Raw genomic sequence first — 25,065 nt, 5'->3', positions numbered from 1 at the left:
AGCGTCGCGACCGCGGTGGTGACCGTGGCGGCTTCCAGCGTCGTGACGACCGTCGTGACAACGACCGTGGCGGCTTCCGCCGTGACGACCGTCCGTCCGGTGGTTTCCGTCGGGACAACGACCGTCGTGACGACCGCCGGGACGGTGACCGTGGCGGCTTCCAGCGTCGTGACGACCGTCGTGACAACGACCGTGGCGGCTTCCGCCGTGACGACCGTCCGTCGGGCGGTTTCCGTCGGGACAACGACCGTCGTGACGACCGCCGGGACGGTGACCGTGGCGGCTTCCAGCGTCGTGACGACCGTCGTGACGACCGCGGTGGCCGTTCCTTCGAGCGCCGTGACAACGACCGTCCGTTCAACCGCGACCGCCGCGACGACCGTCCCTCGGGCGGTTTCCGTCGGGACAACGACCGTGGCTTCGAGCGTCGCGACCACCGCGGTGGCAGCGACCGCCCGTTCAACCGCGACCGCCGTGACGACCGTCCCTCGGGCGGCGGTTTCCGCTCCGGCGGCCACGACCGCCCGTACGGCCGCCGTGACGACCACCGCGACCACCGTGGCGGTTCGAGCTCCGGCTCCTTCGGCGGCGGGCGCCGTGACGACAAGCCGCGCTGGAAGCGCAACGGCTGAAGCTGAGCCAAAGGCCTGACGAACGGGCCCGTACCGCACTTCGGTGCCGTACGGGCCCGTTCGCTTTGAACAGGTTCGAATCCCCTTTCGTGGCTTGTGAGGCCGGTGTTAAAGTCGGCGCACTCGCACGGGGGTTGGCTGGGGGTCTCTCTCGCTCGTAGGTGCGTCGCCGCGCAGGCAGACGCCGTTCGCCCCGTGCCTCATGTCCTGGGGAGGGACCTCACTTTGGCTCGTACGAGCAATGCCCGGGTGCGTGGAAACGGCCGTACCCGAGCGGCTCTCGTCCTGGCGCTGGCGACAGTGACGGCGGCGGGATCCGGAATCACGGCACCGCAGGCGACGGCCGTACCGTCCTCGGCCGCGGCGGCCGAGGACGTGACCGTCCTGCCGCCGGGCAAGCGCTTCGCCCCGCGCGCCACCTCGATCCTCAACGCCGGTGAGACCGGCTACCTTCTGGCGCAGGAGAACGACGACCGGCTGCTCTGGATCGACTACGCGACCGGCTCGGCGACCCCGCTCGCCACCCGGCTGCCCGAGAAGCCCCGTTACGACCCCGAGACGGGGTACTGGGACCACTTCCAGCGCCTTCCGATCGCCGAGGGCGGCTACTACGGCACCGGCTCCGACACCGTCGCCCTCCACTCCGCCTCGCCCGCACCGCACGTGACGCTGCAGAAGGGCGCGGGTGCCGTCTTCGCCGACATCGTGCTGCCCGAGGGGCAGTCGTACGTGAGCACCTTCGGCGACACCGTCCTCACCCGCACCGGTGAGCCGGGTGGCGCGCCGACCGGCTACCACCTGCTGCGGTACGAGGGCGGCACGGTCACGGACACGCCCGTCACCGGATTCCCCGAGGGCGCCGTTTTCCAAGGGCTCGAGGACGGCGACGCGGACTCGCTGATCATCCGGTACACGGAGCCCGACGTGCCGAACCAGCGGTGGCGGATCGTGGACCTGGCGGAGGCGGTGGCGAAGCCCCTGCCGGACCGCCCCGATCCCGAGGAGCCGTGGCTGGTGAACGGCTTCCGGCTCGGCGGCGACTCGATCCTGCGGCTGCGTACCGGGCGAGGCAAGGCCGATGTCCTCGACCGTGCCGCCCCGGACACCGTGATCCGCACGGTCGAGACCAGCGCGATGACGTACGACGCGACCTTCGCGATGGTCGGCGGCTCCGTCCTCGCGGTCGAACGGCAGAACCCCGGAGGCAACGAGTACCGGGGGACGGCCCTGTGGCGCCTCGCCGACGAAGGCGGCCTCGAGGAGGTGTTGCAGCTGGCGGACGAGCAGATCGCCGTCGCTCCCGACGGCTCCGTCCTGATCGCCGGGGCGACCTCCGCCGCTGCGCAGGGCGACATCGACTGGGCCGTGCACCGCATCCTGCCCAAGGCGGACGGGGGCCTGGAGACGCGCCGCCTCGCGACGGTCGAGCCCATGCCCGCGCACATCTACGGTCTCTCCCTCGGCAGCGGCATCCTCACCACGGGCGACGACAGCACGCTGTTCCAGCCGTTCACCTACCTCGGCGCGTACCGCAGCACCTGGCTGAGCACCACGGGTGAGCCGCAGGCCGTCCGCACCACGGTGGACGGCCTGCTGAGCGGGCGCGACAGCGACTGCTCCGGCGGGGGGCTGGCCGAGCGCTGCGTCACGATGTGGGCGACCGGTGACGGCTTCCACGGCCGTGAGAACGGCACCGAGTCCGACCTCACCATGCTGTTCGAGAACGGCGCGGCGAACTGGGGCCCACGCGTCACCACCGGTTTCCAGAGCCCCGAACTGACCGACCTGTCGGGCCGGTTCGGCGTGGTCCGCCCGGCCGCCCGCGGCTCCCAGGCCGTCGTCGAGTTCAAGAAGCCGGACTCCGGGACCGTACTGGAGAAGCGGACGGAGGTCGCGGCCGCCGTATGGGGGTCCACCCTCTGGAGCGGCACCAAGGACACGGGTGTGGTCACCTCGAAGACCCTCCCGTCGGGCACCGTCGGCGAGTCCTTCACCACACTCAACAAGTGCGTCCCGCAGGAGCTCCAGGCCGTGGGCCGCTGGGTGTACTGGAAGTGCGACAACGCGTCGGGCGTGTACGACCGGCAGGCCAAGCGGGCCGTCGCCGCGCCGCTCGGGAGCGTCCTGCTGGGCGACGGCTACTTCGTCCACCGGGGCGACGGCACCGGACTCACGCTCTACGACCTGCACGCCGGGCTTCCCGTCTCCGGCGCGGCTGCCGACGTGCCGCACCGCACCCTGGTGAGCGCCGCGGACCTCGGAGAGTCCATCGTGCGGCGCGCCGGCTGGACCGTCGACCGCTTCGGCGGACACGTCGCGTACGCGGGCGCCGACGAGCGGGTGCGCATCGTGCGCACCGGCGTCCCCGCCTCCGCGATCACGGCGATCGACTCCGTGGTGACCACCGGAACGTTCGACCCGGCCGCGGCCGGCGCGCGCTGGACCGGCACGTGGTGGCTCTCCAAGCCGGCCGCCGGCTGGCAGCTCACCGTGAAGCGGGCGGACACCGGCGCGGTCGTCCGCACCGTGTCCGGCGGCGAGGGCCGCGGTCGGATCGACGCGGCCTGGGACGGCAAGGACGGCGCCGGAAAGGCAGTGCCGGGCGGCACCTACCGATGGACGCTCACCGCGCAGCCCGCCGACGGCGTCGGGGCCGCTCTGGTCACCTCGGGCGACATGAACGTGGTGGGCGAGCTGCCGCCGCCGGCGTTCCGCGATCTGGCGGGCGCGGACGGTGTGGGCGACCTGGTCTCGCTGAGCTCCTCGGGCGCGTTCGCGTACCGGCACGGGAACGGGACGGGCGGCTTCTCCGGTGCCACGACGGGCTCCGGCTGGGCGACGTCGGTCGTGGCGGTGCCGTTCGGGGACCTGAACCGTGACCGGTGCAATGACGTGCTGGTGCGGTTGGCGAGTGGTGAGCTGCGGGCGTACCGGCCGGGTTGTGGGAAGGCGCTGACGCCGACGAGTCCGTACACGTCGCTGGGCACGGTGTGGGGTCAGTTCAACGTGCTGACGTCGCCCGGTGACCTGACGGGTGACGGCCGTGCGGATCTGGTGGCGCGGCAGGCGTCGACGGGGGACATGTATCTGTACGCGGACGACGGTGCGGGGAAGCTGAAGGCGCGCGGCCGGATCGGCACGAACTGGAAGCTGTACCGGGCGGTCTTCGGTGCGGGGGATCTGAACGGCGACGGGATCGGTGAGCTGTTGGCGGTGGACGGTGCCAATTCGCTGTGGCGGTACGACGGTACGGCGGCGGGTGCGGTGAAGCCGCGGGCTCTGGTGTTCGGGAACAACTGGGGCACGGGCCGCAATGTGTTCGTCGGTGTCGGTGACCTGAACAGGGACGGCAAGGCGGATCTGGTGTCGCGGAACGCGGCGGGTGAGCTGCTGCGCAACAGCGGGAACGGGGCTGGGTCCTTCGGGTCGACCGTGAAGATCGGGACGGGGTGGCAGGGGTACAAGGGCCTGTTCTGACCCTTGGCAGATGCTTGAGCGGATCCGGTCCGTGTTTCCTGGTGGGACACGGGCCGGACCCATTTTTGAGCGGGTTCGAAACCGCTTCCGTTGATAGTGAAACCACTGTTACGATCCGCGCACTTGTGCTGGGGGGCACGGCAAGGGGATCAGTGGGCCGCACGTCTCTGCGGCTATGAGCTGCCGTGTCTCTTCTCGCCTTTCAGGCTCCTGGGGAGGGGACCTTTTGAAGCGTCGTGCGCTGCTGCGTCCGGACAGACCGTTCACCGCGACCGGCATCCTCACGGGTGTACTCACCACAGTCCTCGTCGTGGGGGCGACCGGCGGTGCCGACGCCGCCCAGCCCTCAGCGGTGGCTCAGCCCGCGGCTGCGGCGGCAGCAACCGTGCCGTCGTGGCTCACACCGCTGAACGTGCGGGACGGTGCGGCAGCCGAAGCGCCCGTCGCCGAAGAGACCGTGATCCCTGCCGACGCCCGGCTCGCCCCGCGTTCCGAGACCCTGCGGGACGCCGGTGCATCCGGATATGCGCACTACCAGGAGGGCACGAGCGGCCTGCTCTGGACCGACTACGCCTCTGGGCGAACGAGCCCGGTCACCGTGCGGGGTTACGGATTTTCCCATTCGGGCCTGCGCATCACGTTCAGCCCCGGCCTGACGACCGAGCCCCGTACCGCGACCATCCACGATCTGGGCGACGGCTCCGTCACGGAAGTGGACGTCCCCGCGAACGCCGTCCACGTCGGGTACAGCGCCGATTCGGTCGCCGTCGTCCGGCGCACGGACGGTGCCATCACCGGCATGAGCGTCCTGAGGTCGGTCGAAGGACAGACCGAGGAACGAGTGGTCGAGGGCTTCCCGTCCGGTACGAGCAGTTACTCGACGCCCAGCCTTCACGACTCCCGGAGTTCCGTCGTCGACCTGCGTGCTGCCGATGGCGCCAACCGTCGCTACGTCCTGGACCTCGAGTCCGCGACTCTGCACAGACTTGCTCCCGAGATGGTGGGCCAAGCCCTCTACGTCAGCGGAGAGTACGTGCTGGGCGTCCCGAGCGACGGTACCGGGCGCATATTCACTGTCCCGCGCGACAACCCATCGGCGACGCCCGTGGTGACCACCCTGCCGGCGCCGTCCGAGGGGGAGTACACGACGGGGGTCTTCCGCGCCGTCGGTGACCACATCGTCTTCCGCAGGAACATCCCCAGCCAGCTGGCCGACGAGGTGCCGGGGCACAAGCTGCAGTCGATCCCGGTGGGCGGTGGCCCGGTGCGGGATCTGCTGCCGTACGCCGCCTCCCAACTGGAGTCCGCTCCCGACGGCAGCGCCGTCGCCGTCGGCGGCACCAGGGCCAGTGACTGGGCCGTGCACCGGATCACGGCCGGTCCGGACGGAACCCCGGAGATCACGCGACTGCATGAGGTACCCCCGGTACCTGTGGCTCCTGAGTCGCTGGCCCTCGGCGCCGGCAAGCTCAGCTACGTGAGCCGGAACGACAGCAACGTGGACAAGTCCCTGTACGAGCGCGACGTGGCGATCCAGGGGACACCCGCGGTCGGAGAGCGCCGACGGGTGTTGAGCCTCTCCGCAGGAGCCGTCCCGGGCGTGCAGTCTCTGGGCGACGGGTACACCGCCGTGATGTGGCCGTTCAGCGTGTGGGTGACGACGGGCGCCAACACCGGTAAGTCGGTGCTCTTCGACAAGCGCTCGACCCTCGTGGACGGACAGGGCCGGTACACGGTGAGCAACGAGGTGGATGGCGCCGCGCCGAAACAGTACATCGGCGACTTCGAGCAGTACGCGGACAACAACGTGCTCCTGACCCGTCCTGCGACGGCCGCGGCTGTGTGGGGCACGACACTCTGGCAGCCCGGCACGGCCACGGGGACGGTCAGCTGGTACGACCTCAAGTCGAAGAAGCGCTCGGCGGATCTGGCCATCGGCTCGGGATGCGTTCCGGTCGACCTCCAGGCGCTGGGGCGCTGGATCTACTGGTCGTGCGGACCCACCGGCAAGGCAGGGGTGTGGGACCAGAAGACCCGTAAGAGCACTGTCGTTCCGTCGGGCGAGGCCCTCCTCGGGGACGGTTTCGTGGTCCGTCGGGACACTGCCGCGGGCAAGCTGATGCTGACGGACGTCCACTCCGGTGGTGGTACGTCCGCGACGACGACCGAGTTCGCCGATGTGCCGGCCGGAGGAGGGACCGTCTCCGGTCGGCGGTTCTCCTGGACCGTGGACAAGTACGGCGGCCACGTCGCGTACGTGGACGCCCAGAAGCGCATCCGCATCAAGCCGGTGACCGTGCCGCGCACTCCGACCGGCATTGCCGACTCGACGACCGCGGCCGCCATCAACTTCACGCCGAACACCGCAGGCCGCCGCAACACCTGGAAGGGAACGTGGCTGCTCACCCGGCCCGTGGCCCGCTGGACCCTCGCCTTCACCGACTCCTCGGGCCGCGTCGCGAAGAAGACCACCAGCACGGACCGGAGCGGTGCGCAGGTCACCGTCGCCTGGGACGGCAAGGGTGACGACGGAAAGATGGTGTTCAGCGGCAAGTACACGTGGATGCTGAGCGCCGATCCAGGAGATGGCACCGGCAGCCGGACGGTGAGTACAGGTACCGTCACCGTCGCCGGAGGGAACACCCCCTTCCGGGATTACAACAGTGATGGCGTGCCTGAGCTGTTCACCCTGCGAGGTGGCGCACTCGCCGCTCACCAGGGGCTCTACGCGGGCAACTACAGCGGCGCGTACCTCCAGTCGTCGAGCGGCTGGACCACCGTCAACGGCGTGGTGCCGTTCGGTGACATGGACGGCGACGGATGCAACGACGTGCTCGTCCGCAACACCACCGGGGACGTCCACCGCTACGGAGTCCAGTGCAACGGCGTCCCCAGCACCTCGGGCCCCAAGGCGAGGATCGGTGCCGGGTTCGGGCAGTTCGACGTGGTGACCAGCCCCGGCGATCTGACTGGCGACGGCCGGGTCGATCTGGTGGCGCGGCAGCGTTCCACAGGCGATCTGTACCGGTACGCCGACAACGGAGCGGGTGGCCTGAGCGCACCGGTCAAGATCGGCAGCAAGTGGACCGCCTACCGGGCGATCATCGGTGCGGGCGATCTGAACGGCGACGGCATCGGCGACATCCTGGCGGTCGACAAGGCAAATTGGCTGTGGCGGTACGACGGCACAGCCGCGGGCGGCCTGAAAGCCCGCGTCCTCGTCTTCGGCAACAACTGGGGCGCCGGGCGCAACGCGTTCGTCGGCGTCGGCGACATCACCGGGGACGGCAGGAACGACCTCGTCTCCCGTGACACCAACGGCAAGCTGCTCCGCAACAGCGGTGACGGCAAGGGCTCATTCGGGAGCACGGTCCAGATCGGGACCGGCTGGCAGCGCTACGACGGAGGCATCTACTGATGCGACCGGTTTCTCGCGTGCAGCGGGCGCCGGCCGGCCGTCCCCTGACAGCCCCGCAGGGCCTCCCGCCCCTCGAGCGCTCTTGCCCCTCGGGTTCCTCCCGCCCCGCAGCCCGCCTTCCGACTCCTGACCGGAAACGAGACCCACTCATGAGAACGACCAAGACCCCACGGCACGCCGCGGTCGGCCTGCTCACCGCGACCGCGCTCGCGGGCGGGCTGCTGGCCGGGGTGACCGGTACCGCCCAGGCGGCGGCCGTCGCGACGCCCCGGGCCGCTGCGCCCGCGACACCCCGCGCCGCCGCGCCCGCGACCCCCTCGTGGCTCATCCCGCTGTCCTTCGCGGGCAACGGCACGACACGTGCCTGCACCGGAATCGTCCTCTCGGCCACCCGGACCCTCGCGGCGCCGGACTGTTTCACGGGCCGGTCCGACACGGACTTCGCGTATGACTACAACCTGGCCACCGGCCAGATCGAGAGCGGCACCAACAGGCCCGACTACCGCACCCACCCGCAGTTCGACGCGACCACCCGCCAGGCCGGTGTCGGTGTCCTCGTCGACAGTCACGTCGAACCTTCCCGGTACGGGAAGCCGGTCCTCGCCGGATCGGCGGACACCGTCCTCTATGCGGTGGGGAAGCCCGCGACGTTCTACTCGTGGGCGGCTCCGGCCGGTGCGTCCGAGCAGCGCGTCAAGCACACCGAGCAGGTCGTGGTGCGCCGCAGCGCCGACTGCGCCGCCGCGCTCGGGCTGGGCAGCAGCCTGCCGCCCGGGATGATCTGCACCTCGGCCGCGCCCGGCACAGCGACGCCCGACCCGAAGGAGCAGTGCACCGGGGACTCCGGCGGCGCTCTCGTGGCAGGCGGCAAGCTGGTGGCGTTCTCCGCGACCGGGGCCGCCGCGTGCGTGCGGGACGGCTTCCGGCTCTACACCGCGGTGCCGACGTACCGTCCGGTGATCGAGGGGTGGACCAGGGACGTCGACCTCGACCACTGGACCACCGGTTCGGTGCTCGGCCGCGAGCCCGGGCCCGGCATCTTCGACCTGCTGCAGTCCGGGCCGTACACGAAGGACCCGGTCAACGGCACCGGCCAGCTCTTCGAGGACGAGTACAACCTGCTGCTCCAGGCCGGCGACTTCAACCGCAACGGCTACGCCGACCTGCTCGGCCGCACACCGGGCGGCACTCTCTACCGGATCCCGGTCAACGAGAACCTCGAGCCCGGCACCCGGGTCAGCCTCGGTACGGGCTGGAGCCGCTACAACCGTCTCCTCGCCGTCCGTGATCTGTCCGGTGACGGCCAGCCGGACGTCGTCGGCCGGGACGCCTCCGGGTACCTGTGGATGCACCCCGGGACGGGATCCGGCGGGCTCGGTGCACGGGTGAAGATCGGCGTCGGCTGGGGCCAGTTCACCGTGATCACGGGCCGTGGCGATCTGTCCGGGGACGCACGCCCCGACCTCCTCGCCCGTGACGGCAAGGGTGATCTGTGGCTGTACCCGGGCAACGGCCGCGGCGGATTCCTGCCCCGCATCAAGGCCGGGGCGGGCTGGAACTCCTTCAACACCGTCGTCGCGTCGGGCGACTTCGACCGGGACGGCCGCCAGGACGTCATCGCCCGTACGCCGTGGGGAGCCGCCTACCTGTACAACGCGAACCACGTGGGCAGCTTCTTCGGGGCGAAGCAGATCACGGACAAGTACTGGAAGCGGTACACCTACCTGTCCTGACAATCATTCAAAGCTGTACAACCACGAGCGGGTCCCGGTGGTCAAAGCTTCCAGGACGATGATGGGGCATCCAACAGGGGGCTGGGCATGACCACCGGCAGGAACACCTGCAGACGTACGTCGCTCGCGGCCGGGGCCGCCGTCGCACTCGTTGCCGGCGGCCTCGGGTTCACTCCACCGGCGGTGGCCGCCACCACGGCGGAGGAGCTGCAGGAGGTCGTCATCGACCTCGGCACGTACCAGGGCGAGCCCGCTTCTCCCGAGCGGATCGCGCTCGCGGCGGGCCAGCTAGCCGTGGCGGCGCGCGTCGACCCGCAGCGCGAACGCGGGCTCTACCTGTACGACCTCGCGGTCACCGGCACTCCGGAGGCGGGTCCGCGCAAGACGATCGCGTCCGATGTCTGGGACGAGTACCCCTGTCCTCCGGGTGACCCCAGAGACGAATGCAGGGATTTCCCGACCGAGTTGCGGGGTACCGGCGACGGCCAGTTCGTGTTCACGAATCCGGTGCCCTACAGCCACACCGTGGTCGACGTCGAGCAGCCGAACGTGCAGAAGGTCCACTCCGTCGGGATGCTCAACACCTTCCAGGCTGTGAGAGCCGTGGACGGTGCGTACGCCGCCGTGGACGAGCCGAACACCGGCAAGCAGTACATCGTGAACATCGCCCGTCAGGACGGCCCTCCCGTGGTCCACACCCGGTCGAGCACCGCGGTCGCGATCTGGGGTTCGAAGATCTGGAAGCCGGGAACGAGCGCCGGCACGGTCAGCTCGTACGACGTGGAGACGAAGGTCAACTCGCCCGAGGTGAACCTCGGTTCCGGCTGCCGCCCCGACGAGCTGCAGTCCGTCGGCCGCTGGCTGTACTGGAACTGCAGAGTCGGGCAGAAGGCCGGTGTCTGGGACCACGCGGCCGGCAAGAACATCACGGTCCCCTTCAGCCACGACACACAGCTCGGCGACGGCTTCCTCGTGCGGTTCGAACACGCCCAGGTGGGCGGGTCGCTGCTGCTCACCGACTTCCACAAGGGAGCCGGCAGTGCGCCGCTGACCAGCACGTTCGCCAGTGACGCCGTGAATGGACTGAGTACGTGGAGCGTCGACCGGTACGGGGGCCATGTGGCGTTCGTGGACACCTCGGGCCGTATCCACGTCAAGCCCGTGACCGTGCCGCGCAGCCCGCTCACCGTGGTCCACTCCACCACCCAGCCGTCGGTCAGCGCTCTGCGATGGCCGTGGCGGGGCGAGTGGCGGATGAGCCGGCCGACCGCGTCCCGTACCTTCGCGGTCAGGGATGCCTACGGGCGACTGTTCGACGAGGGCACCAGCACGGAACGCACCGGGGCGCTCGTACGGGCCACCTGGGACGAGTCGGCCATGTACCCGAAGTGGCCGGTCAGCGGGGCGTACTCGTGGACCGTGGGCGCGCGGCCGGCGGACGGCGCGGCCGAGCTGGCGCGGCGGGAGGGCACGCTCCGGCTCGTCGACGGGTGGGCCGCGTACCGCGACTCCAGCAACGACGGCTACGGCGAGTTCTACTCGATGACGACCACGGGCAAGGCCGCCGTCCACCACCTCGCGGGAGGCACCCGCTCCTGGGCGACGACGGGCTGGGACCCGCGTACGCTCATCATTCCGTACGGCTCAAACACCGGGGACGAGCCCCGCAGCGATGTGCTCCTGCGCACCCCCGACGGCAATCTCTACCGGGCTCCCGGCACCAACCCGATCGACCCCACCCGTCCGCACCACCTGATGGGCAAGGGCTGGCAGGGCTTCGACGCCATCACCTACTCGCCCGACTTCACCGGCGACGGCCGCCCCGACCTGTTCGCCCGGCAGGCCTCCACCGGCATCCTCTTCCTCTACCGCGGCAACAGCCGCGCCGGCCTCGACCCGGCCGTGAAGGTCGGCTCCGGCTGGAAGGGCTGGACCATCATGGGCGCCGCCGATCTGACGGGCGACGGCCACGGCGATCTCCTGGCCCGGGACGCGGGCGGCGAGGTGTGGCGCTACGACGGCACGGGCACGGGCACGTTCAAGCCGCGCAAGCTGGTCTTCAGCGACTGGGGAGCCGGCCGCAGGGAGATCCTCGTGGTCGGCGACGTCACCGGCGACGGCTTCCCGGACCTCCTCTCCCGCGACACGAACGGCAAGCTGCTCCGCAACAAGGGCGACGGCAAGGGTTCGTTCGGCGCGACGGTGACGGTGGGAACGGGGTGGCAGAACTACCGTTCGCTGTTCTGACGGGCCTCGGCGGGCGACGCGGGGTGGGCGCGGGGAGGACGCGCGGTACTCCCCGGCGACCTGCGAGGGTCCGTGGAACCGGCCCCGCCCGTCTGTATCCCGGCCTGTGACACCACCGGGAACCCGGTGGACGACGCCCTGCACCCGATACCCGATCGGATGCCGGGCGTCGTCCGGCTATGCTCAGGGATGACTCGCCGAGGGCCGTTAGCTCAATTGGCAGAGCAGCGGACTTTTAATCCGTTGGTTGTGGGTTCGAGTCCCACACGGCCTACCGTAGAACCCCAGGTCAGAGCACCTCTGACCTGGGGTCGATCTCGTTTCGGGGGCGAAATTCGGCGGATGCTCAGTCAATGCTCAGCCGAAGCGTCAACGATCAAGACACGAAGAAGCCCCGGCTCGCCGACGGGGGACGGCGGGCCGGGGCGGCCTTGGGGCGGTGGTCAGTGGTGAACGAGCTGGCCCTTGCGGGTGGCTCCGCCACAGTCCTCGCACGAGACGACGACCGCACTCTCGCAGATCAGAGCGACGGTGTTGCGGCCTCGGCACTCCCGGCAGGGGGTGCGGTTGTACTGCTTCTGTACGTGCGCGAATGCCGCGTTGACCTGCTGCGCGTTCATGGTCAGCTGGCCACGGCGGCGGCTTGCACCGTCTCTCCGTGTGTGGGCATGAGGTCGTCGAACTCGCCGGCCTTCACGCCCTCGAAGAACTTCCCGATCTCCGCGCGGGTGAAGTACAGGACCGGGCCCGCCGGGTCCTTGTCGTCGGACAGGGCCACCATGCGGGTGCCGTCCGGGATGTGCGGGTGAGGGTGGTCCTTGGCGTCCGGCGCCTCGGCCAGGATGACGCAGTCCTTCAGGATCGGGTCCAGGTCCGTCCGGCTCGACTTGCGCCAGTCCAGACCGGGGGCGGTCAGGTTCTCGTAGGCCTTCTTCGTCCGGCCGTTGCTGATGGTTCCCACGGCTGGTGCCTCCTGATATGGGTGTGGATGTGGAACCCGCCTCCGCACTCGACCTGTCCAGGGTTGGGGGTGCGGAGGCGGGTGTCTTGCGACCCGCCCGCTGCCCAAGCCGCCGCAACGGCAGCGGGCGGGAGCTCACTGGGGTTCCGGACCGCGGTTCCGCCACGACTGCCGCGTGACCCAGCTGTAGTGGTCGCCCTGGTGGCCGGGGTTCTCGGTGCAGCGGGTCCATGTGCCGGGCTTCTTGATCCAGCAGTAGCAGGGGATCACTACACGGTCCTCCGTGGTGTACGGCAGCGTCTTCTCGCTCACGCCTGCCCCTCCTTCGGGCAGTTGCGGCAGCGTCGCGGGTACCAGCGGGTGCGCATGCCGGCGCGGCGGAAGTAGTGCTCACCCTCGACCTCGACCGCGATGGCGGCAGTGAGGACGATGCCGCAGTGGACGCAGTCCATACCTCGCTGTTGACGCTGGGTGAGGCTCCCAATCGGAGGGAGCACCGGGGTCGAACTCTGCACATTGGCATTCACGGAGTGAGTCCCTCGACTACGCTGAGTTGCTCGCTGTCACTGACTACGACGGTAGAAAGCGGAGCACTCCGGAAGTAGTGACTGCGGGTACGGGTATCCCTCCGCTGCTGACGGGCCAAGGGGAGCGCCATGGGCAGTAGTAAGCGATCCACCCCGACCGACAGTCAGGGAACAGCCGCGCGCCAGCGCAGCGGCATCGTCTCCGGCTACGTTCTGCGCCTGGTCCGCGAGCAACTCGGCTTCACCCAGGAAGGTCTCGCCGAGCGCATGCGCGTTGCCGCCGACACGCTCGCCGGGTGGGAGTCCGGCCGCCGCCCCCTAACCGCCCTACCGGTGGGGCAGATGCTTCTCCACCGTCACCGGCTGCTCCAGCTCGGCGCAGCGCCCACGCTCCTCCTCGCCCTCGAGCGAGCGATGGAGGCCGACGTGCTGCTGTCCAGCGCACTGGGCGAGGAGACACCTGCCGACGAGGACCCGCTCGGCGCGTGGGTGATGCAGCGCGACCTGGTCGAGGTACTCACCTGGCCTCTCAACGGGCTTGCTCCCACCCCCCTACGTGACCTGCCTGAGCCCTCCAGGCCGCGCCGGGGCCCGGTACCCAAAGGCCCCGAGCTGCCAGCTGGCGACCGCTGTCGGTTCTTCTCACGCATGCGGCGGACCGCCGAGACCGCCCGTGGCGCCGACCACTTCCTGCTCCGCCGCCAGGCCCTCTATCTGGCCGGGTACGACTCCGCTCCGGATACCGGCGAGTGGCTTGCCCACCAGCAGCGCACGGACCGCCCCGACGACTGGCTGACCCAGTGGCTCAACGCCCGCTCCGTGGCCGCCGTCGCGGCGCGGCAAGGGGATCGCGACCGCATGGCGTACTTCATCGGCAGCCTCGACGGCGACGACGCGAGCGAGGCCGCGAACCTCACCTACTGGGCGTACTGGATCGGCGAGGCACCGCATGTGCAACTGTCGGACGAGTTCATCGCGACCGAAGACCCACGCAATTGGCCGGGCGACAGGCTGTTGCTCCACCTGGTGCGCGGCCTCAGCCCTGAGCACGGGTTCTTCGATCTCAATGTCCATACCCTGTGGACTCTCCTTGCGGCTCGGCCGAACCTCCTCCGGTCCAGCGGAGCCGGCCGCGCCTTACGTGATCGAATCCCCGTGATGTTGGATAGCGGCAAGCTGTCGGCGAGAGCCCGCCGTGAGCTCGAGAACATCCGGTACGCGATCCGCCTTTCCGAGGCGTGAGAGGAGACCAGCTGTGGCTGACGACCTGTCCGCGGTGGCGCACTTCCTGTACGAGGCGGGCACGCTCAAGCACACGCGTCGCACGGGCTGGTGGATGGCTGGGGTGCGCGACCCGGAGTCCGTTGCCGAGCACGCTTGGCGCACTTCGCTGATCGCGTCGATCATCGCCAAGCTGGAGGGCGCCGATCCGGCTCGCGCCGCTCTCCTGGCCGTGTGGCACGACTCGCAGGAGACGCGCACGGGCGACGTGAACTACCTGGGGAAGAAGTACTCCACGGAGGCGGACCCGCAGGTGGTCACGGCGGACCAGGTGGCCGGTATGCCCGAGCAGTTGGCGGCGACGGTACGGGAGTTGGTCGCGGAGTACGAGGCCAAGGAGTCGCCCGAGGCGATCTGCGCGCGGGACGCGGACAAGCTGGAGTGCATGCTCCAGGGCCTCGAGTACAAGGCCCAGGGGTATGAGAGTGCCCAGCGGTGGATCGACAACAGTCGGGGCCGCATCGTCACGGAGACCGGCCGGCGGCTGGCGGACGAGTTGCTGAGCCAGGGGCCGTTGGACTGGCTGCGTGCCGCTCTGGGCGAGAAGCCGGGAGCCTGAACGCACAAGCGCCCCTTGCCCGACCCCGTGAGGGATCGGGCAGGGGGCGCGTCGTGTCATGGCTATTGGCGGCGATACGGATCGAGTGCCAGGGAGGCTGTGTACGCCACCCGGCCCGGCTCACGGGCTCGGCGTGCCGGCCGTGCCCGCGTTCGCCTCGTCGGCTTCCTTCTGGGTGTCGGCGATGGAGCCCTCGATGTCGTCGACCGCCTTTTCGCGCTCGCGGTGGTCGGACCGGGCGTCGCCGGTGACGCGTTCGAAGGTCTTGTCGTCGAGACCGTCGCAGGCTGCCGGCCGCCCGGCTGTCGTCGCGGACTTCTCCAGCTGAGCCGTGAGGGCCTTCTTGCAGGCGGCGGGATCGGGCTCGGGGCCGCTGCCACAGGCGGTCAGCAAGGCGGTGGCGGCGGCAGTGGCAGCGACGGTGGTCATGGCGACGGCAAGGGTGTTGCGGCGCATCGTTCCCCCAGGATGTACGTGATGTTCAAGGAGCATCGTGGCACGCCGGCGACGAAGCTTTGTCGCCGGCGGAGGACGGCCAGTGCGCCAGCAGGACGTGGAGCGCCTCGATCGTCCGGTCCCATGACGCCTGTACGTCACGGGCCGCCCGGAACCCCCCGCTCGCCTCCAGGCTGCTGTAGCCGTGAAACGTGCTGCGCAACAGCCGTACCGCGTCGGTCAGGTCCGGCTCGGACAGCCGGTACGCGCGCATCATCGCGTAGGTGGACTCGATGAGGCGGCGCGGCCCGGACGCGAGGTCCGGTGATGACGCGTCGAGGGCCGACTGGTCGAGGCGGCTCTGCGTCGCGGCGTAGCGTCCGGGGTGTTCCAGGACGAACGTGCGGTAGGCGTCGGCGAACGCGGTCAGGGCGTCCTTGCCCGCCCGCCCCGCGACCGCCGCCGAGATGCGGTCGGCGAAGTCGCGGGTGGCGAGGAGGGCGACCCGGGTCCGCAGCTCCGACACGCTCTTCACGTGCGAGTAGAGGCTCGCGTCCTTGACGCCGAAGTGCCGGGCCAGCGCGGACACCGTCACGTTCTCGAACCCGGCCTCGTCGGCGAGATCCGCCGCGGCCGCGACCACGCGGTCGGTGCTGAGTCCGGCACGAGCCATACGCCGTCTCCGTCCATCAACCTAGGGGATTTAATCGATTGCCTAATACCTCTAGGCAATCGTAGCGTCACGAACATGAAGGCACTCACTGAGCAGGACATCCGCGCCTCGTTCGTCAACTGCTCGAAGGGCGAGGCCCTGCGCCTCACCCTGCCCCGCGACCTCGTCGAGCGGCCCTGGGGCGATCTGGACTTCCTCGGGTGGCGCGACCCCTCCGCCCCCGATCGCAGCTATCTCGTCGCCGAGCGCAACGGACGGCCCGTCGGTGTCTCGCTCCGTTTCCCGTCCCGGCAGCGGGGATACCTGCACCGCAGCATGTGCTCCCTGTGCCTGACCACCCATCCCGGGGACGGCGTCTCCCTGATGACGGCCCGCAAGGCGGGCCGGGCCGGCCGCGAGGGCAATTCCGTCGGGGCGTACATGTGCACCGACCTCGCCTGCTCCCTCTACGTACGGGGGATCAAGGCCCCGGTGCCCGGAGGCCGCTTCCAGGAGTCCCTCACGGTGGACGAGCAGATCGAGCGCACCCGGAACAACCTCTTCGGCTTCCTGGACCAGGTCTCCGGATGACTGGACCGGCTCTCCGGATGAGCTGAATGGGGCTCCGGGGGTGCAAGGTCGTCCGGCGGGTGGGAAAACTGGAGGTATGGCTACCAAGGCACTTCTGGAGGGCGGCCCGGACGATCTGCAGGGAAAGATCGTGCCGATCACCCCGCCTGGCCAGGAGCTGAAGATTCCGCACCGCGGCGGCTACGAGCACTTCAAGGCCACGACGCGGCACGAGGACAGCCCGGAGGGGCGGCTCACCGTGTACGAGTGGTGGGAGCGGACCGAGGTCGCTGAATAGCCGCTGGTCAGCAGGGGTCGGCCAGGGCGGGACAGGTGGACTGCCGCCCGGGCGGTGTCTGTTGCACGCCGGTGACAGTTCCGCGATTGTTCAGGCGATCTTGAGCGGCGAGGATAAGCACATCGCCGCCCGCCGGACAGGGGAAGCGAACGGGGCGTGAATCCCGTTCGGAACCGGACGTGCCGCGGCGATTCTCGCATCGCATCGCAGTGCCTTCCGCCGTCCGCTGTCCGGCCGTCCGCCGGCAGCGCGGCTCTACAGATTCCTTGGGGGGAGTCCACCATGTCCGCACGCCTGTCCCGCCGCCTCGTCGCCGCCACCACCGTCACCGCCGCGGCCGCCATCGGCGCCACGCTCGTGCCGTTCACCGCTTTCGCCGCTCCGGTGGACTCCAGCGCCGCGCCGCTGACGTTCGCCTCCGGCCGGCCGCAGCCTGCGGGTGCGCTGACCCGCGGGGGCGCGAGCAAGTCGTTCACGTTCACCGTGAAGAACGTGTCGGACAAGCCGCAGGACTACTGGGGTTCCGTCTTCGCCTCGGCGGAGGGGCCGGCGTCGATCAACGCGGAGCAGGTGAAGTTCGACGTCGAGGAGATCTCCGCGCCGGACACCGACTCCGGCTCCGGATCCCAGGACGAGTCGATGGTGGGTGCCTTCTACCCGGCCGGCAAGGGACCCGCCTCCGCGTTCAGGATCCCCGCCAAGGGCGAACTGAGCTGGAAGGTGACGGTCGGCCTCAGCAAGAACTACCCGTCCATCAACGGTGACCTCAAGGTGATGTTCGACGCCGGCCCCGACAAGGTGCAGGACGCGAGCGCCGGGAACGTGACGTTCGACGTGGACCCCGAGGGCAAGGGCGGCGACCTGGAGGCGAAGTTCGGCGTCGGCAAGGGCGACGTACTCCAGCTGAACAAGACGACCGAGATCGACCTCTCCCTGCACTCCAAGGGCGCGGGCGTCTACGACTACGGGCTCGGCACCTCGTTCGAGCTCGTCGGCCACGGCACCGTGCTCCCGAAGGTGGAGGTCAAGGTCTACGAGTACGGCCAGTGGGTGCGGCCGAAGCAGACCAGCGAGAACACCTGGGGCCTGCCGGTCCTCGACGGCGGCTTCGGCAACGGCGCCACGCACAGCTACAAGCTGCGCCTGACCGTGAAGGACCTGAACGGCCTCAGCAAGGACACGACCGTGGGCCTGCGTGCGCGGACGCACCTGGTCGTCGGCAACACCTACCCGTTCGCCGGCGCCGACGCCGAGCTCCCGCTGAAGGTGGCGAAGGGCGCCGCCACGCCGTCCGCGACTCCGTCGCCGTCCACCGAGCCGTCGGCAACGGCCACGCCCTCCGCGTCGGCCACCCCCCAGTCGACCCAGTCGACCTCGTCGGCCTCCTCGTCCGCCGCGGTCACCACCACGTCCGCCACCTCCGGCACGTTCGGTGGCGCCGCCACGACGACCGGCGCCCTCGCCCGTACCGGCTCGTCCAGCACCACCTGGTACGTGGCCGGTGCCGCCGCCGTGCTGCTCGCCGCGGGCGGTGCGCTCACCGCGCTCCGGCTGCGCCGTCGCTGAGCCGCGACCGCGGCTCGGACGGGCTTCTGCCGAGCCCGGCGAGGAAAATGGATTGGATCTTGCTCCGCATGGCGTAAGGTGGTGTTCACCGACGCGGGGTGGAGCAGCTCGGTAGCTCGCTGGGCTCATAACCCAGAGGTCGCAGGTTCAAATCCTGTCCCCGCTACTGAAGGCCGAAGGCCCGGGACCACATGGTCCCGGGCCTTCGGTGTTTTCGCAGGCCTTCGCAGGCCTTCGCAGGCCTTCGCAGGCCTTCGCAGGCCTTCGCGGAACTCCGCGGGCCTTCGCGGACCCTCGCGCCGACTCGCGCCCACCCTCGCCCTCAACGCCCGCTCGCCGGCCGGCTCCCCTGCACCGCTGTGAAGCCCGGCTCCCTCTCGCTTGACCTTTACGTAACGTCAAGTTCTAGCGTGATGGTCATGGAGTGGTCGATCCAGGAGATTGCCAGGAAAGCCGGTACGACGAGCCGCACGCTCAGGCATTACGGAGAGCTGGGGCTGCTCGCACCGAGCCGGATCGGCAGCAACGGTTACCGCTATTACGACCAGGACAGCCTCGTCCGGTTGCAGCGGATTCTGCTGCTGCGCGAGCTGGGCCTCGGGCTGCCGGCGATCGCGCAGGTCCTGGAAGGCCAGCGGGACACGGCCGCCGCCCTGCGGACGCATCTGAAGCTGCTGGAGCAGGAGCGGGAGCGCATCGGGCGGCAGATCGCCTCGGTGCGGACCACTCTCGACCGGACGGAGAAAGGAGAGGAACTCATGGCGGAAGAAGTCTTCGACGGCTTCGACCACACGCAGTACGAGCAGGAGGTCACCGAACGCTGGGGCCGCGAGGCGTACGAGAAGGGCGACCGCTGGTGGCGCGCGCTGAGCGCCAAGGAGAAGAAGGCGTTCCAGGCCCGTCAGGTCGCGATCGCCCGTGACTTCGGGCAGGCTCTGAAGGACGGACTGGCGCCCGACAGCGACGAAGCACAGGCGATCGCGCAGCGGCAGTGCGAATGGCTGTCGGTGACGACCGCCCCGACCAGGTCGTACGTCATCGGGCTCGGCGAGATGTACGTCGCCGACCCGCGCTTCACGGCGAACTACGACCGGCACGGGGAGGGGACGGCCGTGTTCGTCCGTGACGCGATGAAGGTCTACGCGGAGCACAACCTCAGCGACGACTGAGGCGCCTCCCGTCCGCCGGACGGACGGGAGCCGGTCACCGGGAGGGCCCCCTGGTTGACCGATCAGCCCGGACTGGTTCCGGCTGGTCCTGACGGATACCGGCCTGTCCTCGCCGGTCCTGGCTGGTCCTGGCTGGTCCTGGCTGGTCCGGATGGCCGATGGCGAGTCGCCGAGCGGCGCGGCTCCGGTCAGCCTGAATGGGGCGCGGTACCGTCCGCAGCCTGGGCGGACCTGGCAGGAGACCACTGGTGGGGCAGCGAGAAGGCGACAACGGACAGCGGCGGGACGGTGGCCGCAGGATGGTCCGGGTGCTGCCCTTCCTGCTGATCGTGGGCGGGATCTTCTTCGACCTGGGCACCCCGGAGTCGTACACCGCGTCGCCGCTCTTCGCCGCGGCACCGCTGGTCGCCGCCCCCTTCTTCTCAGCGCTGTTCACCCTGCTGACGGGAGTCGCCGCCGTCGCGGCGGTGGCCGGGCTGCATACGTACAACGGCACGGCCTCCGACATCCCGGCCGTGACGGAGCTGCTGACCGTGTTCACGGTCTCCGTGCTGGCTCTCTTCATCAATCAGGTCGTACGCCGCAGCGGCCAGCGGCTCGCGTCCGCGCGCGTCATCGCGGAGGCCGCGCAGCGGGCCGTGCTGCCCACGCCGGCCGACCGGATCGGCGGGCTGCAGATCGCCGCGCGGTACGAGGCGGCGCAGGCGGACGCGTTCATCGGCGGGGACCTGTTCGCCGTGCAGGACACTCCGCACGGGGTGCGGCTGGTCGTCGGGGACGTACGGGGAAAGGGACTGGGCGCGGTCGAAGCGGTGGCCGTGATCCTCGGGGCGTTCCGGGAGGCCGCCGAGCAGGAGGCATCGCTGGAGAGGGTGGCACAGCGGCTGGAGCGGGCGCTCGCCCGGGAGGGCATGCGTTCCGGGCTCGACGCGTTCGAGGGCTTCACCACCGCCGTGCTCGCCGAGATCCCCCACGAGGACGGAGTGGTCCGGATCCTCAACCGGGGCCACCCCCCGCCGCTGCTGCTGACCGCGGACGGCGGGCTGGGCATGCTGGAGCCGCCCGAGATCGCGCTGCCGCTGGGCATGGGGGATCTGGGGGCCTCGCCGGACCGGTCGTACGAGACCCCGTACGCGGCCGGTGCCACGCTCCTGCTCTACACGGACGGGCTGACCGAGGCGCGTGACGCGCACGGTGTCTTCTACGATCCGCGCGAGCGGCTGGGCGGCCGGGTCTTTTCCGGACCGGAGGAGCTGCTGGACGCGGTCGTCGCCGACGTACGGCGGCATACGAGCGGCCGGGCGACGGACGACATGGCGCTCCTGGCGGTCGCCAGTCCCGGGGAACGGCAGCCGGAGCGGCGCAGGACGATGCCGGTGGTTCCGTGAACGGAACGCCAGGAATGCAGCGCCACGGAACGTAATCGAAAGACAGCCCTCCGCATAACATTTGACCCACCGTCAGAATGGCCGACCGGATTGAGGGGCAGTCAACTCGCCCGATTCGGGGCTGTTGTGCCTGAAAAGTCCAGGCCAAAGTCGCTAACGATCAATGGGAAGAGCTTGGAATCCGCCCCCCGTGTCTATTAACGTTCGATAACGCAGCGCGGTCGTCACAGTCGTCGCAAGAGACGGCACCGTGCGCACGCGCCGAATCCCGCAAGGGAACCGGGGAACCACCTATTGGGGTGAATCGGGCACTTCGCAGTGCTCGTAGGAGACCTTCCTGCTCCGAACCCGTCAGCTAACCCGGTAGGCGATAAGGAAGGAAAGGAGAACGCCTCCGTGGCGTCCAACGAGCCTGCCCTCCAGGAACCTCCCACCAGCGAGTGGGTCCCCACCAACGAGTGGGCCCCGGCCACCGGGGCGGAGGAATGGAACCCGACCGAGGAATCGGTCCGTTCGGTCCGTGGCAGGCATCGCGTCGTCAAGCAGCGCAACGGACTCGCGCGGAGCTCCACCGTTCTCGGAGTCGGCGTCATCGCCGCGGTCGGCGCGGGTGGCATGGCCACCGCGCAGAACAAGCCGCCGGTCTCCATATCCCTCCCCGACGCCATCACGGACCACCTCCCGGACGCGGATTCGCTTCCCGGCGTGGGCTCCCTCATGTCCTCGGACGACTCCGACTCGGAGAACCGGAACGACGCACCGCTCACCGCCTTCTCCGTCGCCGACACGGCCGCGGACGACGGGCAGGGCGCCGGTGACGCGGGCGAGGCCCTGCGGGCCCGGATCCTCCAGCAGGCGGAGCAGCAGCAGGCCGAGGCCGAGGCAGAGGCGAAGGCAGCCGCGGAGAAGGTCGCCGCCGAGAAGGCCGCGGCGGAGGCGAAGGCGCAGCAGACCGCGGCGGCCGAGGCCGCCGAGGCAGCGGCCGCCGAGGCCGCCGAGGCGAAGCGGCTGGCCGAAGAGGAGGCCGCGCGCAAGGCGGAGGCCGAGCGGCTCGCCAAGCTCGCCGCGAGCTACTCCCTCCCGACGTCCTCGTACACGATCACCTCGACCTACGGCCAGGCCGGTTCGATGTGGTCCTCCGGCTACCACACCGGCCTCGACTTCGCGGCGCCCACGGGTACGCCGGCGAAGGCCGTGCACGGAGGCACCGTCAAGTCGGCGGGCTGGTCCGGGTCGTACGGCTACCGCATCGTGCTGGAGCTCGAGGACGGCACCGAGGTCTGGTACTGCCACCTGTCGTCGATGACCGTCGGCGTGGGGCAGACCGTCGCCACGGGCGAGACCATCGGGCGCGTCGGCGCGACCGGCAATGTCACCGGACCGCATCTGCACCTGGAGGTGCACACCCCGGGCGGCGACGGCATCGACCCGATGGCGTGGCTGCGCGACAAGGGCCTCTCCGTCTAGGACTTGTCCGGGCCTGGGCCCGGACAGGGCCGTACTTCTGGTCGGTCACGGTTCACACGCGAGTCACCGGCAGCTCTGGCGCACCCCCCCCGACGCCTGAGCTGCCGGTTTTTTGTGCCGTGGTGCGGTCCGCGAGGCCGCGGCGATCCGCGTTCTCCGCTACCCCCGGTACGGGTTGTAGTCGCCGTAGTCCAGATACGGCGGTGGCTGCCACACCCGGCCCGTCGCACGCGCCGCGTATGTGAGGGCCGGGCCGGCGACGCTCCTGCGTTGCCAGAGATGGTGGAGCAGCTCCTGCTCGCGGGCGACGAAGTCCGGGCTCCCCGCGCCGCGCTGGGCCCGGTGGCGCAGGAAGGCCAGCGAGGTTGCGAAGGCCTCGTACTCGGAGACGGCGCGGGCGGCCGCCGGGCCGTGGGTACGGCCGGCCATGTCGCGGGCCATCGTGCGCGCTCGCATGGAGGACAGGGCGAGCGGTTCGGCAGGGGCGAGCCAGCCGGCCGCCGCGTACGCGGGCAGCTCGGCCGCGACCGTACGCAGCTCGCGCTGCCGGGTCCAGATCGCCAGCCAGGTCAGCAGCCCGAACGCCGGCACCATGAATGCCGCGTACACGGCGTAGAACCCGAACGGGCCGAACCTCGCCGAGCCGTTCCACAGTGCGTGCATGCCCATCGCGAGGGTGAGGCCGAGCAGCGGCAACACGGTCCTGCGGAACCTCCGGCGCCGGGCGGTGATCGCCGCGAGGCCGAACCCGATGCCCGTCAGCACCGTGAACAGCGGATGCGCGAACGGCGACATCACGATCCGTACGAAGAAGGTCGCGGCGGTGACGGACGCGAAGCCGGACGTGCCGAACGCCTGGTCCTCACCGAAGGCGTTGCCGAGATACAGGATGTTCTCGGTGAAGGCGAAGCCGGTCGCGGTGAAACCGGCGACGACGACGCCGTCGACGATGCCGGTGAAGTCCCGTCTGCGGAAGAGGAAGAGGAGCAGCACGGCGGCCGCCTTGGCGCTCTCCTCCACGACCGGGGCGATGACGGTCGCGCCGATCGTGTCCGCGTGCGACGGATCGGCGGTCGCGGTGGCTATCCACTGGGTCGCGAACGAGTTCGCGATGATCGCGACAAGGGCGGCCGCGCAGGCGCCCCAGGCGAAGGCGAAGAGGAGATTCCGCCACGGGCCCGGCTCGACGCGGTCCAGCCAGCGGAACGCCGCCATCAGCAGCGGGACGGGCAGCACGGCGAGGCCGAGGCCGACCAGAAAGCCCTCGGTGCCGGTCTGTTCGCGGACCAGCGCGAGGATGACCAGACCGGACAGCGCGAGCAGGGTGATCAGGGTCCCGGCGCGTACGGTCTTGCTGCGCCAGAAGTCGCGGCGCGGCTTGTAGCGCCAGCGCGCACGCTCGGGTACGGCGTCGAACAGCGGCTGTTCGTCGCAGGCCGGGACGGCCGGGCGAGCGGCCAGATGCGGCTGCGGGGACCAGTCGGACACCCGATGACCCTAACGAGGGGCACTGACAGTGCGCGATGGTGTTATCGGCCCCGGGTGGTGTTACCGGCGGTCGGGACCTCGACCGTTGCGGGTTGCCGGCGGTCGGGACCTCGACCGTTGCGGGTTGCCGGCGGTTGGGACCTTGACCGTTGCGGGTTGCCGGCGGTTGGGACCTTGACCATTGCGGGTTGCCGGCGGTCCGGGATTACGGCCGCGGCGGTGTTACCGACGGTCGGGAGTCGACCGTTGCGGACTACCGGCCGTGGGTGTCACCGGCTCCGGCGGCGGAAGAGCAGATCGTGCACCACATGGCCCTTGTCGAGGCCCTGGCCCTCGAAGCGGGTCAGCGGGCGGAAGGCGGGGCGGGGCGCGTAGCCGCCGTCCGTCTGCGTGTTCTCGAAGTCCGGGTGGGCGGTGAGGACCTCGAGCATCTGCTCGGCGTACGGCTCCCAGTCGGTCGCGCAGTGCAGGACCGAGCCCGGCTTCATCCGGCTCGCCGCGAGGGTGAGGAATTCGGGCTGGATCAGCCGGCGCTTGTGGTGGCGCTTCTTGGGCCAGGGGTCCGGGAAGTAGACCCGCAGCCCGTCGAGCGCGTCCGGCGTGAGCATCTCGCGGAGCAGGATGATCGCGTCACCGTTGGCCACGCGGACGTTGGTCAGACCCGTGCGCTCCGCGAGCCCGAGCAGATTGCCCTGGCCCGGCGTGTGCACGTCGACGGCGAGGATGCCGGTGCCGGGGTCGGCCGCGGCCATCTGCGCGGTCGCCTCGCCCATCCCGAAGCCGATCTCCAGGACGACCGGCAGCCCGTCGAACATCTCGTCGAGGTCGAGGATGCGCAGTCCGTCGATGTCCAGCCCCCACGTGGGCCACAGCCGCAGCAGGGCATCGCCCTGGCCCGCGGTCACCCGGCTCCGGCGCGGCTGGAAGCTGCGGATCCGTCGCTCATGGTGCGACCCGGCCGGATCGGCGGCGGGCCCGCCGGGAAACCGCGGCTCGCCCTTGGCCCGGATGGTGACGACGCGCGCGTCGCTGACCTGGGGGCCTTCGGCGGTGACGTTCTCGAACTCAGACACAATGCCCCGATTGTACGGCGCGGGCCGTAACCCGGGCTCCGCCCCAGCTCCTGCGCTGCCGCCCCCGGGCCCCGCGCCTCACTCTCCCCCTGCGTCCTGCGGGCACGGGGGGAGACCCCAGCGG

At 70.3% G+C, this 25,065-nt stretch carries 20 protein-coding genes, 2 tRNA genes, 1 pseudogene and 1 riboswitch; of the genes and pseudogenes, 15 read left to right on the top strand and 8 right to left on the bottom strand.

All coding sequences use genetic code 11. The features are described 5' to 3' along the window. The 6 genes and pseudogenes from ACZ6ZQ_RS09605 to ACZ6ZQ_RS09580 all read left to right on the top strand — a co-directional run. A pseudogene (locus ACZ6ZQ_RS09605) lies at positions 1–632 on the top strand (DEAD/DEAH box helicase); the annotation flags it as partial. 225 nt (positions 633–857) lie between these two features. Further along, entirely contained in the window at positions 858–4,109 is a 3,252-nt protein-coding gene (locus ACZ6ZQ_RS09600) for an FG-GAP-like repeat-containing protein (protein WP_469767999.1), read from the top strand. Positions 4,110–4,335: 226 nt separating this feature from the next. Next, positions 4,336–7,527 carry an FG-GAP repeat domain-containing protein gene (locus ACZ6ZQ_RS09595; RefSeq protein WP_469767998.1) on the top strand — a complete coding sequence of 1,064 codons (3,192 nt, stop codon included), beginning with the start codon at positions 4,336–4,338 and terminating at the stop codon, positions 7,525–7,527. A 149-nt stretch (positions 7,528–7,676) separates the two neighbouring features. Next, the gene (locus ACZ6ZQ_RS09590; RefSeq protein ID WP_469767997.1) at positions 7,677–9,260 is read left to right on the top strand and encodes an FG-GAP-like repeat-containing protein; all 1,584 of its coding nucleotides are present in this window, start codon (positions 7,677–7,679) and stop codon (positions 9,258–9,260) included. An 87-nt stretch (positions 9,261–9,347) separates the two neighbouring features. Beyond that, positions 9,348–11,507, top strand: coding sequence for an FG-GAP repeat domain-containing protein (locus ACZ6ZQ_RS09585; RefSeq protein WP_469767996.1), 2,160 nt, complete (start codon positions 9,348–9,350; stop codon positions 11,505–11,507). A 201-nt stretch (positions 11,508–11,708) separates the two neighbouring features. Next, a tRNA-Lys gene (locus ACZ6ZQ_RS09580) sits at positions 11,709–11,781 on the top strand. 169 nt (positions 11,782–11,950) lie between these two features. Here the strand turns inward: ACZ6ZQ_RS09580 and ACZ6ZQ_RS09575 are convergent. The 4 genes from ACZ6ZQ_RS09575 to ACZ6ZQ_RS09560 all read right to left on the bottom strand — a co-directional run bounded on the left by ACZ6ZQ_RS09575 (position 11,951) and on the right by ACZ6ZQ_RS09560 (position 12,920). After that, positions 11,951–12,127, bottom strand: a complete 177-nt coding sequence (locus tag ACZ6ZQ_RS09575; protein WP_469767995.1) for a hypothetical protein — start codon at positions 12,125–12,127, stop codon at positions 11,951–11,953. A 2-nt stretch (positions 12,128–12,129) separates the two neighbouring features. Then, the gene (locus ACZ6ZQ_RS09570) at positions 12,130–12,468 is read right to left on the bottom strand and encodes a DUF397 domain-containing protein (protein WP_469767994.1); all 339 of its coding nucleotides are present in this window, start codon (positions 12,466–12,468) and stop codon (positions 12,130–12,132) included. A 135-nt stretch (positions 12,469–12,603) separates the two neighbouring features. Next, on the bottom strand, positions 12,604–12,780 hold the full coding sequence (locus tag ACZ6ZQ_RS09565) for a hypothetical protein (protein WP_469767993.1): 177 nt from the start codon (positions 12,778–12,780) through the stop codon (positions 12,604–12,606). Further along, entirely contained in the window at positions 12,777–12,920 is a 144-nt protein-coding gene (locus ACZ6ZQ_RS09560) for a hypothetical protein (RefSeq protein ID WP_469767992.1), read from the bottom strand. Before ACZ6ZQ_RS09560 ends, ACZ6ZQ_RS09565 begins: the two co-directional genes overlap by 4 nt. A 204-nt stretch (positions 12,921–13,124) precedes the next feature. Here ACZ6ZQ_RS09560 and ACZ6ZQ_RS09555 point away from each other — a divergent pair, with 204 nt between their 5' ends. Together ACZ6ZQ_RS09555 and ACZ6ZQ_RS09550 are read left to right on the top strand one after the other, a co-directional pair. Continuing rightward, the gene (locus tag ACZ6ZQ_RS09555) at positions 13,125–14,237 is read left to right on the top strand and encodes a helix-turn-helix domain-containing protein (protein ID WP_469767991.1); all 1,113 of its coding nucleotides are present in this window, start codon (positions 13,125–13,127) and stop codon (positions 14,235–14,237) included. 13 nt (positions 14,238–14,250) lie between these two features. Then, positions 14,251–14,835, top strand: coding sequence for an HD domain-containing protein (locus ACZ6ZQ_RS09550; RefSeq protein WP_469767990.1), 585 nt, complete (start codon positions 14,251–14,253; stop codon positions 14,833–14,835). A 120-nt stretch (positions 14,836–14,955) separates the two neighbouring features. Here ACZ6ZQ_RS09550 and ACZ6ZQ_RS09545 read toward each other — a convergent pair whose 3' ends face one another. Further along, complete coding sequence (locus tag ACZ6ZQ_RS09545; protein WP_469767989.1) at positions 14,956–15,291, bottom strand: hypothetical protein; 336 nt, start codon at positions 15,289–15,291, stop codon at positions 14,956–14,958. 25 nt (positions 15,292–15,316) lie between these two features. Continuing rightward, a complete protein-coding gene (locus ACZ6ZQ_RS09540; RefSeq protein WP_469767988.1) occupies positions 15,317–15,943 on the bottom strand; it encodes a TetR-like C-terminal domain-containing protein in 627 nt (208 codons plus the stop codon). 75 nt (positions 15,944–16,018) lie between these two features. On the opposite strand from ACZ6ZQ_RS09540, the gene ACZ6ZQ_RS09535 reads away from it, so the two are divergent. The 7 genes from ACZ6ZQ_RS09535 (at position 16,019) to ACZ6ZQ_RS09505 (ending at position 22,380) form a co-directional block, all read left to right on the top strand. After that, on the top strand, positions 16,019–16,513 hold the full coding sequence (locus ACZ6ZQ_RS09535) for an FBP domain-containing protein (RefSeq protein WP_469767987.1): 495 nt from the start codon (positions 16,019–16,021) through the stop codon (positions 16,511–16,513). A 76-nt stretch (positions 16,514–16,589) separates the two neighbouring features. Then, the gene (locus ACZ6ZQ_RS09530) at positions 16,590–16,790 is read left to right on the top strand and encodes a DUF5988 family protein (RefSeq protein WP_453663284.1); all 201 of its coding nucleotides are present in this window, start codon (positions 16,590–16,592) and stop codon (positions 16,788–16,790) included. A gap of 282 nt (positions 16,791–17,072) precedes the next feature. After that, a complete protein-coding gene (locus ACZ6ZQ_RS09525; RefSeq protein ID WP_469767986.1) occupies positions 17,073–18,356 on the top strand; it encodes an LAETG motif-containing sortase-dependent surface protein in 1,284 nt (427 codons plus the stop codon). A 92-nt stretch (positions 18,357–18,448) separates the two neighbouring features. Beyond that, positions 18,449–18,522 (top strand) — tRNA-Met (locus tag ACZ6ZQ_RS09520). A 253-nt stretch (positions 18,523–18,775) separates the two neighbouring features. Further along, positions 18,776–19,525: a MerR family transcriptional regulator gene (locus ACZ6ZQ_RS09515; protein WP_469767985.1), complete on the top strand. Its 750-nt coding sequence runs from the start codon at positions 18,776–18,778 to the stop codon at positions 19,523–19,525. 299 nt (positions 19,526–19,824) lie between these two features. Beyond that, positions 19,825–20,913 carry a PP2C family protein-serine/threonine phosphatase gene (locus ACZ6ZQ_RS09510; protein WP_469768261.1) on the top strand — a complete coding sequence of 363 codons (1,089 nt, stop codon included), beginning with the start codon at positions 19,825–19,827 and terminating at the stop codon, positions 20,911–20,913. Between the two features lie 249 nt (positions 20,914–21,162). Further along, positions 21,163–21,298: riboswitch (cyclic di-AMP (ydaO/yuaA leader) on the top strand. 11 nt (positions 21,299–21,309) lie between these two features. Continuing rightward, the gene (locus ACZ6ZQ_RS09505) at positions 21,310–22,380 is read left to right on the top strand and encodes a M23 family metallopeptidase (RefSeq protein ID WP_469767984.1); all 1,071 of its coding nucleotides are present in this window, start codon (positions 21,310–21,312) and stop codon (positions 22,378–22,380) included. A 159-nt stretch (positions 22,381–22,539) separates the two neighbouring features. On the opposite strand, the gene ACZ6ZQ_RS09500 is transcribed toward ACZ6ZQ_RS09505, so the two are convergent. Continuing rightward, positions 22,540–23,868 (bottom strand): PrsW family intramembrane metalloprotease, encoded by a 1,329-nt coding sequence (locus ACZ6ZQ_RS09500; RefSeq protein ID WP_469767983.1) that lies wholly within the window; start codon positions 23,866–23,868, stop codon positions 22,540–22,542. A gap of 269 nt (positions 23,869–24,137) precedes the next feature. Continuing rightward, positions 24,138–24,941, bottom strand: coding sequence for a tRNA (guanosine(46)-N7)-methyltransferase TrmB (trmB, locus tag ACZ6ZQ_RS09495; protein ID WP_469767982.1), 804 nt, complete (start codon positions 24,939–24,941; stop codon positions 24,138–24,140). Positions 24,942–25,065: the final 124 nt, after the last annotated feature.

It is taken from the genome of Streptomyces sp. NPDC053673 (assembly GCF_055585225.1).
Note: the sequence above shows the minus strand (reverse complement) of the source record. Positions and strands in the feature narration are given on the sequence as shown.